The sequence below is a fragment of the Paenibacillus sp. 05T425 genome (assembly GCF_056396205.1).
The window spans coordinates 342,319-354,516 of the sequence record NZ_JBFTLA010000008.1; the positions used below are offsets into that span (position 1 = coordinate 342,319).

Genomic DNA, 12,198 nt, shown 5'->3' on the forward strand with positions numbered 1-12,198 from the left:
TACACTGCCTCCCAAAAATCTTAACAACTACAATATATATTGACTCAAATCGCGATTTTGCGCAATGCTTCCCAGCTTTTCCTTCACATATTCCGGTGTAATCGTCATTGTCTCCAGCGATAGCTCAGGCGCTTCGAACGACAAGTCCTCCAGAAGCTTCTCAAGAATCGTGTGCAATCTGCGCGCACCGATATTTTCAGTATTCCGATTGACGTCTGCCGCTATTGACGCGAGCTCACGAATCGCTTCGTTCGAAAACTCCACTTTAATGCCCTCTGTCTCCAGAAGAGCGGTGTATTGCTTCGTCAATGCGTTCTTAGGCTCCGTCAGAATGCTTACGAAATCATCCAAGCTTAGGCTCGTTAATTCTACCCGAATTGGGAAACGTCCCTGAAGCTCGGGAATTAGATCAGAAGGCTTAGCCATATGGAAAGCTCCCGCGGCGATGAACAGCACGTAATCCGTCTTCACAGGACCATACTTGGTCATGACGGTAGAACCTTCAACGATAGGTAAAATGTCCCGTTGAACGCCTTCTCTCGATACGTCGGGACCGTTGCCGCGAGATGGACTGGCGATCTTGTCGATCTCATCTATGAATATAATGCCGGATTGCTCTGCGCGAAGTACCGACTCCGAGATGACATCATCCATATCAATCAGCTTATTCGCTTCTTCCTGGGTAAGCACCTTGCGGGCTTCCTTGACCGACAGCTTACGCTTCTTATGCTTCTTCGGCATGAACTGACCGAACAGCTCCTGCATATTCATGCCCATGCCTTCAGGGCCTTGGCCAGACAACATATCCAGCATATTAGGAGTGGAGTCTTCAACCTCGATCTCTATCGTCTCGTTCTCCAGCTTGCCTGCTGACAGCTGTTCCTTCACCTGACTGCGTCTTTGCTGAACGTTAAAGTCAACGTCCGGCTCTTCGACTTCCTCTTTCGCCTGCTGCTGATTGTTGCCGAACAGCATTTCAAAAGGATTTTTGGCTGACTTCGCTTTGGCAGCAGAAGGCGCTAGCAACGATACAATACGCTCGTTAGCAAGCTTCTCGGCCCGCTCCTGCACGCGCTCCGTACGCTCGGCCTTCACGATACGAATCGACGTCTCAACGAGATCGCGAACCATTGACTCGACATCACKGCCAACGTAACCCACTTCAGTGAACTTCGTCGCTTCAAGCTTCACGAAGGGAGCTTTCACCAGCTTAGCCAAACGGCGGGCAATTTCCGTCTTGCCGACACCGGTAGGACCGATCATTAAAATGTTTTTCGGAACGATCTCATCGCGCAGCGATTCATCCAGCATGCTTCTGCGATAACGATTGCGGAGCGCGATCGCAACCGACCGCTTCGCTGACTTCTGACCGACAATATATTTATCCAGCTCTGCAACAATTTGGCGCGGCGTTAAGGCATCATTTTTCATACTATAATCCCTCCGATAATAGATTCCATCCGATCATTACACGCTAAGCTGATAGTTCTTAAGACCTAATTGATTATCCGATTTCTTCAACGATAATATTATTGTTCGTATAGACACAAATTTCGGCAGCGATTTGCAGGGAAGCGCGAGCAATTTCCTTCGCCTCCATTTGAGATGAATAGCGAGTTAACGCCCGAGCGGCAGACAGCGCATAAGTTCCGCCTGAACCAATCGCCAGAATACCGTCATCCGGTTCAATGATTTCACCATTTCCAGAGATCAGCAACAGACCGCTTTCGTCCATGACGAGCATCATCGCCTCCAGCTTTCGGAGCACGCGATCCGATCTCCAGTCCTTAGCCAGCTCCACGGCAGAACGTTGCAGATTGCCATGATGTTCTTCAAGCTTGCCTTCGAATTTCTCGAATAGAGTAATGGCATCGGCAACCGATCCTGCAAAACCAGATATGACTTGTCCGCGATAGAGTCGTCTTACTTTTTTGGCGGTGTTCTTCATCACCATGCTATTGCCGAACGTGACTTGCCCGTCTCCGGCAATTGCGCCCTTTCCATTATGTCTGACTGCGCAAATCGTCGTCGCGTGAAATTGCATTTCCATTGCTTTGCCTCCTCTATGGTATGACTCAAGCAAGATAAGCTCCTACTTGAGCAGCAGTTGTCTTTCTTCCAAAGTTAAGCGCCTATATGATGAAATCCTATACAAACGCCGCCTTGAGTAGACCTTGCTATGCTTTCCTACGAAATTTTATTGCAAATGTTCCCGTTTAAATTGCTCAATACCTTCCAGTGCACGATTTGCGATCGCTTCGTTTTTCTCTTTTTTGCTGCGAATTCTCGTTTCTAACGGCGGGAACAGCCCGAAATTCGCATTCATCGGTTGAAAATGCTTGAAATCGGCGGTCGTAATATATTTCGCCATACTGCCCAGCGTCGTTTGCTCTGGCAATACGATCGGCTCCTGACCTTGAGCGACTCTAGCGGCGTTAATCCCCGCTATAAGGCCTGAAGCGGCTGACTCCACATAACCCTCTACCCCGGTCATTTGGCCGGCAAAGAACAGATTCTCACGCGTGTTAAGCTGATAAGTCGGCTTAAGCAGACGCGGCGAGTTAATGAACGTATTGCGGTGCATGACCCCGAAACGGACGAACTCGGCATTTTCCAGTCCTGGAATGAGTGAAAATACACGCTTCTGCTCGCCCCATTTCAAATGGGTTTGGAAGCCTACTAGATTGTAGAGCGTTCCGGCAGCGTTATCTTGGCGCAGTTGAATAACCGCATGCGGCAGCTTGCCGGTATGCGGGTTAACAAGACCGACAGGCTTCATCGGCCCGAAGAGCACCGTTTGCTTGCCTCGACTCGCCATAACTTCGATTGGCATACAGCCTTCGAAATAAACCTCTTTCTCGAATTCCTTAAGCTCAGCAGTCTCGGCTGTCGTAAGCGCTTCGTGGAAAATTTCGAATTCCTCTTCGGTCATCGGACAGTTGAGGTAAGCTGCTTCGCCTTTATCATAACGGGATGCCAGATACACTTTGTTCATATCGATTGAGTCTTTTTCGATTATTGGCGCAGCCGCATCATAGAAGTAGAAGTATTCCTCGCCAAGCAGTTCTTGAATTTGAGCCGACAAGCCAGGCGCCGTTAACGGGCCTGTTGCAATGACGACGATACCGTCCTTCGGAATTTCGGTTACTTCTTCGTTGCGCACCTCGATAAGAGGATGCTCGCGAAGCCTGCTCGTTACCTCTCCAGAGAATCCGTCACGGTCGACGGCGAGCGCTCCGCCAGCAGGTACGGCATGCTGATCAGCGCAGCTCATAATAAGCGAGTTAAGCTGACGCATCTCTTCCTTCAATACGCCTACGGCGTTCGTGAGACCATTCGCACGCAAGCTATTGCTGCAGACAAGCTCTGCGAATTGGTTCGTATGATGTGCCGGCGTTTGCCTAACCGGACGCATTTCATATAAAATCACGGGCACGCCTTGCGATGCGATCTGCCATGCAGCCTCGCTTCCAGCTAAGCCTGCTCCGATGACGGTTACGGTTTGTGGTTGTGACAATGACAATTTAGGTCAATCCTTTCAGTTTTTTGATTGCAAAACATTTTCGAACCCACCCAAACCCTCCCTTCCAAGGGAGGGCCCCATAGGGTTGCACCCTCTGGACACCGCCTGACTAACGATCTAGTTAAAGAGACGCACGCGAGTTTACACTGTGCTAGGATCGCTTGTGTCCTTCCGGACACTCTTTTTTTTGGGAGGCGTTTAGTTACCTGGTTTCGTGCAACAGTAACGATGGAGTACCAGATGTGTTTTTGAGTTTATTTAGTGCTTCGAACGCTTTGTCCCTACGGGACACGCTTATACTGGGCAAAACTTGGTTAGTTTTGAGTGCATGCTGTGCAAGGTTGGATTATTGATCGAATATTCGGACATAAGTTGAGTCAGTTACATTAGCACCAAACACTTACCAATCATTTATTGGCAACCATACCTCACAATCTATGCGCTCGCCATTAACTGGAATTTGTCCTGTTAATATGCGAGTTTAGAGCGATTTTCTCGAAATAAATGGAATTCCTCCATTTATTTAGTAGAGAAATGAGCAGGTTGCTGATAATAGCCAACAATAACGGGAGTTTTTCCCGTTATATTTGGCTCAATCGACAACGGAGAGACTTTAACGGGAGAAATTCCAGTTATTTTCACTCCTTACTCCGTTCTCTATCCTACCTGCATTCACGCCGACCGTCTATGGACGGTCAAACCCTCCCCTTTGCAGGGAGGGCTTGATACGATAATGCATCGAGTGTTAAAAAATGGAATGAATAGCCCATATAACGACGGTGTCCTCCCTAGTAAGGGAGGACGGTGTGCCACTCGCAATGGCTGTTTGTTCATTTCATTAACAAGTTAGCTTTAATCCACGATTTCCTCGTTATCCTCTTCATCCGGTACTTCTTCCGAATAGTCGCAGGTCGGACAATTCAGCTTAACCCCGCTCCGGTTACGCTTCTCGACCAACATACTGTCGCAATTCGGACAAGGTTTCGTAGTCGGCTTATCCCATGACACATAATCGCAGCCTGGGTATTGATCGCATCCATAGAAGATACGGCCTTTCTTGCTGCGCCGCTCGATAATCTTTCCGTCTCCGCATTTCGGACAAGGAACGCCAATATCCTTGACGATCGGCTTAGTATTGCGGCAATCAGGAAACCCTGAGCATGCCAGGAACTTGCCGAAGCGGCCCATTTTGTATACCAAATGCCTGCCGCACTTCTCGCACAGCTCGTCGGAAACCTCATCCTGAATTTCGATTTCCTTCATCTCGTCCTCTGCAACCTCGAGACGTTTCTCGAAAGATTCGTAGAACGTTGCAAGCACCTTCACCCAATCTTCCGTGCCTTCCTCCACATGGTCAAGGTTTCCTTCCATGTTGGCGGTAAACTCGGCATCAAGAATTTCGGGGAAGAACTCCTCCATTAGTTGGATAACAAGATCGCCTAGCTCGGTCGGCATGAACTTCTTCTCTTCCATCGCCACATAACCGCGCTTCTGAATCGTCTCCAATGTCGGCGCATACGTACTTGGACGCCCTATGCCGAGCTCCTCAAGCGTTCGAACGAGCCGAGCTTCCGTATAACGCGGCGGGGGCTGGGTGAAATGCTGTTTCGGTTCAACCGTCTCGGCAGCAATCACATCGCCCGTTGCAAGCGGCGGCAAAAACTTATGCTCTTCCACGGTGCCGTCATCGTTCCCTTCGACATACACCTTCATGAAACCCGCGAACTTCACTTTCGAACCGACCGCACGGAACACAGTGCTGCCAGCTTGCATATCAACGGTCATCGTATCAAGGATAGCAGAAGACATTTGGCTAGATACGAAGCGCTCCCATACGAGCTTATATAGACGGAACTGATCGCGGCTCGTGAATGCCTTAACCGACTCCGGGTCACGGAGCACGGATGTCGGACGAATCGCTTCATGCGCATCTTGTGCATTGCTGTTCTTCTTCGTATAGACGCGCGGCTGTTCAGGAGCAAAAGCCGGACCGTACTTCGTCGTGATGTACTCCTTCGCTTCCTCTTGTGCAACCGGCGAGATACGAGTCGAGTCCGTTCTCATATAAGTGATTAAACCGACTGTACCCTCCTTGCCAAGCTCTACGCCTTCATAAAGCTGTTGGGCAACCGACATCGTCTTGGAAGCGCGGAAACCAAGCTTTCTGGCCGCCTCCTGCTGCAAGGAGCTCGTAATGAACGGCGGAGCCGGATTACGGAGTCGTTCCTTCTCTCTTACATCGGAGACACTGAACTTCTCGCCTTTCATAGCGCTCAGCACTTCTTGCACGTCCGCTTCCTTGCCCAGTTCCTTCTTCTCTCCGTTCACCGAATAATATTTGGCGTCGAACGGGATGCCGGAATGGGTCAGCTTAGCGGTAATGGACCAATATTCCTCGGGCACGAAAGCGTCGATCTCATTGTCGCGATCGATAATGAGCTTAACCGCAACGGATTGTACGCGTCCGGCGGACAGACCCTTTTTCACTTTTTTCCATAGAAGAGGGCTAATCTTATAACCCACAAGCCGGTCTAGTATACGTCTAGCTTGCTGCGCGTTCACCAAATCCATATTGATCTTCCGTGGCGTCTTGAACGCGTCCTTCACGGCTTGCTTCGTTATTTCATTAAATACGACACGGCAAGTGTCTGTTTCGTCAAGCTCCAAGTAGTGTGCCAAATGCCACGCAATCGCCTCGCCTTCGCGATCCGGGTCAGCCGCCAGAAAAACATGTTTTACTTTTTTGCTGGCGTCCTTCAATTCCTTGAGCACGCTTCCCTTGCCGCGAATGGTTATGTATTTGGGATTAAAATCGTTCTCTACCTCTACGCCGATCTGACTTTTAGGCAAATCGCGAATGTGACCCATCGATGCTTTAACGATATATTTGCTGCCTAAATATTTGCCTATCGTTTTGGCTTTGGCCGGTGATTCGACGATAACTAATGAATCTGCCATGCGAGGTGCCTCCTCTCTCTACTGCTAGTTACAATGCGATATATATGGATCCGGGCTGAAGCTCGATTTTCCGTTTTATACATAAATTTATCAGAAGTGCGTTCAAATGTCCAAACGGAATGGCGGACAGCTCGTGTAATTCATTAATGGACAATGGCTGATCTTGCAAAAAACGGACGATTTGCCGCTCTTCTGTTGTTAAACTTAAGGCCGAGTCTTCACTGGCACTCCCAGCAGTTGTCTTGCTTTTGAACCTATTCTCGATAGCGGCTGGCAACCACTTAAGCTCTTCAATAATATCATTTGCGCAAGAGATAAGCTTAGCTGTGCCTTTCTTGATAAGTTCGTTGGGGCCATCGCTCTTTGGCGAAGAGATTTGTCCCGGTATGGCGAACAGCTCTCTCGACATGTCGAGCGCATATTGCGCCGTTATGAGCGACCCGCTTCGTTTGGCTCCCTCCACAACAACCGTACCAACCGATAATCCGGCAATGATTCGATTGCGCTGGGGAAATTGTCCCGGATGAAGCTTCGTGCCAATCGGCGTCTCGGATAAGAGTAAGCCTTTCTCGGCTATGTCACGAAATAATGAAGCATTTTCCGAAGGATAACAGGTATCAATCGGCGTTGGCAACACTGCTATCGTTCCGCCAGTACCGTCTAGCGCCGCTTCATGCGCAACGCTATCGATCCCTTTGGCAAGTCCGCTAACAATGGTTAGACCAAGATCGGAGAGCTCCTTCGACAGTTCTCTCGCACTATGTCTGCCATAGGCGGTTGGCACTCTCGTACCGACAATAGCAACGCTTGGCGCGTGAAGCAGTTCGATATTGCCTTTCGCGTACAGCACCCAAGGAGGCTGATCGATCTGTCTTAAACGATATGGATAGTTCTTATCGAACGGCGTTAACGTAACCGCCCCTGCTCTTTCGGCAGCTGGAGCCGACTTGTCAGCGAGATCCCATCTCCCCGCAGCGAACCGGTTCATGACCGATTGTGCCTGATCTTTCTTCAGACCAATGCCGGTCAACAGCTCAAATGTCCATATTGGCGTAAGCCATAATTGATGCTCAAGCGCCTTCGTAATGGAATGCCAGCCAATGCCAGGTATTTCATAGAATGCGACAACCATGCTTCTTTTCAGTTCATTATTGCTATTCATACGCCCATCCCTCTCCTAGATCCGGGCGGCATACATTCTTATCTATTGTGCGTTACATGGATAAAGAATGCAAGTCGGCCGATTAAATTTTGAAAAACCAAATGAAAATGAACAAAAAAAAGCAACCCTCCAACTCCCGTTAACGGGTCGTCGAAAGGTTGCTTACCTTCAGTTCTTGCGTATTAGATTTGTGCTTGGTGAGTCGTGCATTTCTCAAGCAAGCCTTGCTCTTTCAGCACGCTTACGAGCGTGGAGCCCATATCCGTAGGTGTCGGAGCAACTTTGATGCCGCATGCTTCAAGCGTAGCGATCTTCTCTGCTGCAGTACCTTTGCCGCCGGAAATGATAGCGCCTGCATGGCCCATGCGTTTGCCCGGAGGCGCTGTTGCGCCGCCGATGAAGCCGACTACCGGTTTCTTCATGTTCGCTTTGATCCACTCAGCAGCTTCTTCCTCTGCTGTACCGCCGATCTCGCCGATCATGATTACCGCATAAGTGTCAGGGTCTTCATTGAAGCGGTTAAGGATGTCGATGAACTCGGATCCTTTAACAGGGTCGCCGCCAATACCAACCGCGGACGATTGACCGATACCGCGAGTTGTAAGCTGGTGAACCGCTTCGTACGTCAACGTACCCGAACGGGAAATGACGCCAACGTGGCCTTTTGTATGGATGTAACCCGGCATAATACCGATTTTGCACTCGCCTGGTGTAATAACGCCTGGGCAGTTCGGTCCGATAAGAACCGTTTTGCTGCCGTCCATATAACGTTTTACTTTAACCATATCAAGTACCGGAATGCCTTCTGTAATACAGATGACAAGGTCAAGCTCAGCGTCTACGGCTTCCATGATTGCGTCAGCAGCGAATGCCGGCGGTACATAGATAACCGAAGCGTTAGCGCCCGTAGCTTTGACAGCTTGAGCAACCGTGTTGAATACCGGAAGCGATACAACATTTCCGTTGTCAAGCGTGATGTCAACGTTCGTGCCGCCCTTGCCCGGAGTAACGCCGCCAACCATTTGCGTACCGTATTCTAAAGCGCCTTTTGCATGGAATAAGCCGGTTGCGCCTGTAATACCTTGAGTAATGACTTTTGTGTCTTTATTGACCAAAATGCTCACTCTTAACTCACATCCCCTGAATGAATTCGTATGCGGGCATGCCGCAAGTCAAGCTATTTATTTCACGAGAGCGACGATTTTTTGAGCGCCGTCCGACATGGAGTCAGCAGCGACAATGTTCAATCCCGATTGTTTCAAAATAGCTTTTCCGAGGTCTACGTTTGTACCTTCCAGACGAACGACGAGCGGTTTATCAAGACCAACTTGTTTAGCCGCTTCGACAACGCCGTTAGCAATAACGTCGCAACGCATAATGCCGCCGAAAATGTTAACGAAGATCCCTTTTACTTTTTCGTCGGACAAAATAATTTTGAAAGCTTCGGTAACCTTCTCCGCTGTTGCACCGCCCCCTACGTCGAGGAAGTTGGCCGGGTCGCCGCCGAAGTATTTGATAATATCCATCGTTGCCATTGCAAGGCCTGCGCCGTTAACCAAGCAGCCGATGTTGCCGTCTAGGGCGATGTAGCTGAGATCGTATTTGGAAGCTTCGATTTCTTTCGCATCTTCCTCTTCGAGGTCGCGAAGCGCTACGATGTCTTTGTGGCGATACAGCGCGTTGGAATCGAAGTTCAGCTTCGCGTCAAGGGCGATAACTTGTCCGTCGCCAGTAACAACAAGAGGGTTGATCTCCGCGATGGAAGCGTCCTTCTCAACGAATGCCGTGTAAAGAGAGATCATGAACTTAACTGCTTTATTAACCAGCTCGCCTGGAATATTGATTGCATATGCCAGCTTGCGCGCTTGGAATGCCTGAAGGCCAACAGCCGGATCGACAACCTCTTTGAAAATTTTCTCCGGGGAATGCTCGGCAACTTCTTCGATTTCCGTGCCGCCTTCTTCCGAAGCCATTATAACGACGCGGCCTGTACCACGGTCGAGAACGACGCCGATATAATATTCTTTCTTAATGTCGCAGCCTTGCTCGATGAGAAGACGTTTGACTTCTTTGCCCTCTGGGCCAGTTTGATGCGTTACGAGCACTTTGCCAAGAATTTCGCTAGCGTATGCACGCACTTCATCCAAGTTTTTTGCTACTTTAACGCCGCCCGCTTTACCGCGTCCGCCAGCATGAATTTGTGCTTTCACGACAACTACGGAAGTTCCGAGCTCTTTGGCCGCTTCTACAGCTTCATCAACCGTGAAGGCAACTTTACCTTCAGGTACGACTACACCATACTGTTTAAGGACCGCTTTCCCTTGATACTCATGGATATTCATTGTTGAAATCCTCCATTTCACAGACTGAAATCAGTCATATGTACACAAACCTTTATTATTGTAGCACCTTTCCATGCTTGTTACCTTATTTTCACGCATAATTAATACGGCTTTTTTGATATGGGTTTAATCTCTTTTTGAGATTAAACCGCAGGAGCCAGGCAAACTACGCCAAATAGTATAACCTTAAACCTCATTTATTACGCGACAAATGTTATAGGATTGACAGTAAGGAAAGGCATGATCTATGATAGTGCCATAATCTAAAAAATGGAAACGGAATGGTTAGGAAGCACCTTCATTCAATACTTGGAGGTGCTGTTTTTTATGTTCAGTTTGGTACAAAGCGCAAGCGTTTACGGAGTTGACGGCAGAAGCATTTCGGTTGAAGTCGACATATCGAGCGGCTTGCCTCAGGTCAATGTAGTCGGGCTGCCCGACCCCGCTGTTCGCGAATCAGTGGAACGTGTTCGGGCTGCGATTAAGAACAGCGGCTTCAGCTTTCCAATGGATCGCATAACGGTAAATTTAGCGCCAGCTGATCTTCGCAAGGAAGGCACCGCGTTCGATCTTGCGATCGCAGTTGGCATATTAACGGCCAGCGCGCAGATCGGCGCTCAACCGTTCGAGCGTACCCTTCTCATCGGCGAGCTATCTCTTAATGGAGGCGTCAAGCCCGTATCAGGAGTGCTTGCGATGATCGAGCAGGCAAAGAGCAGCGGTATTACGAGAATCGTCCTTCCCCTCGCCAACGCTGCCGAAGCGGCATGGATATCCGGCATGGAACTGTTCGCCCTCACGCATCTCAAGCAATTGCAGGGCGAGAAGGCGAGCGGCGAACAGGATTGGAATCGGCTGCGGTTCGACCCATCGGCTAAGAATGCAGGCACTCGCGGCAAGGCAGGCCTTGCAACTGCTCTATCGGATGAAGATGATGCTTTCGACTTTAGCGACGTTATCGGTCAGCATCAAGCGAAGCGGGCAATGCTAATCGCAGCCGCCGGCAAACACAATATTTTGCTAAGCGGACCGCCGGGAACGGGCAAGACAATGATGATCCGTCGTTTGCCCGGCATATTACCGCCGCTGAGCGAGCAAGAAGCGCTTGAGGTAACGAAGATATACAGCGTAGCCGGCAAGCTGTCTGATGCGCCTCAGGGGTTAATTACGCGTCCACCATTCAGAGCTCCGCATCATACGATTTCTTCTGGCGGTCTAATTGGCGGCGGCTCCATTCCGAAGCCGGGGGAAATTACGTTAGCCCATCGCGGTGTCTTATTCCTCGATGAATTGCCTGAATTTCCGCGGCAGGTGCTTGAGATGATGAGGCAGCCTTTAGAAGATCGGGTCGTCACGATCGCAAGATCGAAGGCCGTTTTCCAGTTTCCCGCCAATCTCATGCTAGCCGCCTCCTTCAACCCTTGCCCTTGCGGCTATTATGGCCATGAATATGGCGAGAAACGCTGCACATGCAATTCGACGGCGATTAGCCGCTACCGTTCCAAGCTATCCGGCCCGCTTCTTGACCGTATCGATCTGCAGCTTGAAGTGCCTAGGCCTATCATGATGGAACAAGGAAAAGGAGCTGAGCTGGGCTTAACTTCAGCAGATATGCGACGGATTGTTCAGGAAGCGAGGGTGCGCCAACAGCAGCGCACACGCTCAATTGGGACCGTGTGGAACAGTGAGCTGACCAGCTCTGCGCTTCGCAAGCATGCCTTGCTTAAGCCAGCAGCTTTATCGCTGCTCGACCACGCTTTCCAGCTGTTCGGTATCAGCATGAGGGCCTATGACCGGCTCCTTAAGCTCGCGCGTACAATCGCTGATGTGGAGGGGAGCGAAGAGGTCGAGGCGGAGCATGTCGCCGAAGCAATTCAATATCGGAGATTGGATACGGTGTAGCAGTTGCAAATAACTGCTTACACTTGATAAGATTTTTGTAACGACTGCATAAAGTCGCTATTTTGAATGGATTTTGTACAATCAAAAGGCTAAGAACGAGACGATAATAGAGTTTGATTGGATTTTGTGCAGGCAAATGGTCGGAGGTTGGCAGGTTGTTGAAGGTAGCGTCAAGAAGTTTGTGTAAGAAGGTAGGAATATCCATTGGGGAGACGGGTGTGAGTTGTGTTTGAATATTCTGAAAAAATAGTCGGTAGGGGCTTAGCTCCTATTCGACTGGAACTTATTGGTTAACCAATGGCCTGTGGATA

The 12,198-nt window shown here is 49.6% G+C and carries 8 protein-coding genes; 1 reads left to right on the top strand and 7 read right to left on the bottom strand.

The genetic code is table 11. The features are described 5' to 3' along the window. Positions 1–27: 27 nt before the first annotated feature. From hslU to sucC, 7 genes are all read right to left on the bottom strand, one after another. Positions 28–1,431, bottom strand: coding sequence for an ATP-dependent protease ATPase subunit HslU (gene hslU / locus AC1DF0_RS20565; RefSeq protein ID WP_477575134.1), 1,404 nt, complete (start codon positions 1,429–1,431; stop codon positions 28–30). A 73-nt stretch (positions 1,432–1,504) separates the two neighbouring features. Next, positions 1,505–2,050 (bottom strand): ATP-dependent protease subunit HslV, encoded by a 546-nt coding sequence (hslV, locus tag AC1DF0_RS20570; RefSeq protein ID WP_475820535.1) that lies wholly within the window; start codon positions 2,048–2,050, stop codon positions 1,505–1,507. A 147-nt stretch (positions 2,051–2,197) separates the two neighbouring features. Beyond that, positions 2,198–3,517 (bottom strand): FADH(2)-oxidizing methylenetetrahydrofolate--tRNA-(uracil(54)-C(5))-methyltransferase TrmFO, encoded by a 1,320-nt coding sequence (gene trmFO / locus AC1DF0_RS20575; RefSeq protein WP_477575139.1) that lies wholly within the window; start codon positions 3,515–3,517, stop codon positions 2,198–2,200. Between the two features lie 858 nt (positions 3,518–4,375). Further along, on the bottom strand, positions 4,376–6,481 hold the full coding sequence (gene topA / locus AC1DF0_RS20580; RefSeq protein ID WP_475820534.1) for a type I DNA topoisomerase: 2,106 nt from the start codon (positions 6,479–6,481) through the stop codon (positions 4,376–4,378). A 28-nt stretch (positions 6,482–6,509) separates the two neighbouring features. Then, positions 6,510–7,643, bottom strand: coding sequence for a DNA-processing protein DprA (gene dprA / locus AC1DF0_RS20585; RefSeq protein ID WP_442052346.1), 1,134 nt, complete (start codon positions 7,641–7,643; stop codon positions 6,510–6,512). A 182-nt stretch (positions 7,644–7,825) separates the two neighbouring features. Then, positions 7,826–8,767 carry a succinate--CoA ligase subunit alpha gene (gene sucD / locus AC1DF0_RS20590; protein WP_442052347.1) on the bottom strand — a complete coding sequence of 314 codons (942 nt, stop codon included), beginning with the start codon at positions 8,765–8,767 and terminating at the stop codon, positions 7,826–7,828. 57 nt (positions 8,768–8,824) lie between these two features. Then, on the bottom strand, positions 8,825–9,985 hold the full coding sequence (gene sucC / locus AC1DF0_RS20595; protein WP_475820531.1) for an ADP-forming succinate--CoA ligase subunit beta: 1,161 nt from the start codon (positions 9,983–9,985) through the stop codon (positions 8,825–8,827). A 327-nt stretch (positions 9,986–10,312) separates the two neighbouring features. Here sucC and AC1DF0_RS20600 point away from each other — a divergent pair, with 327 nt between their 5' ends. Continuing rightward, positions 10,313–11,887 (top strand): YifB family Mg chelatase-like AAA ATPase, encoded by a 1,575-nt coding sequence (locus AC1DF0_RS20600; RefSeq protein ID WP_442052349.1) that lies wholly within the window; start codon positions 10,313–10,315, stop codon positions 11,885–11,887. Positions 11,888–12,198 lie beyond the last annotated feature (311 nt).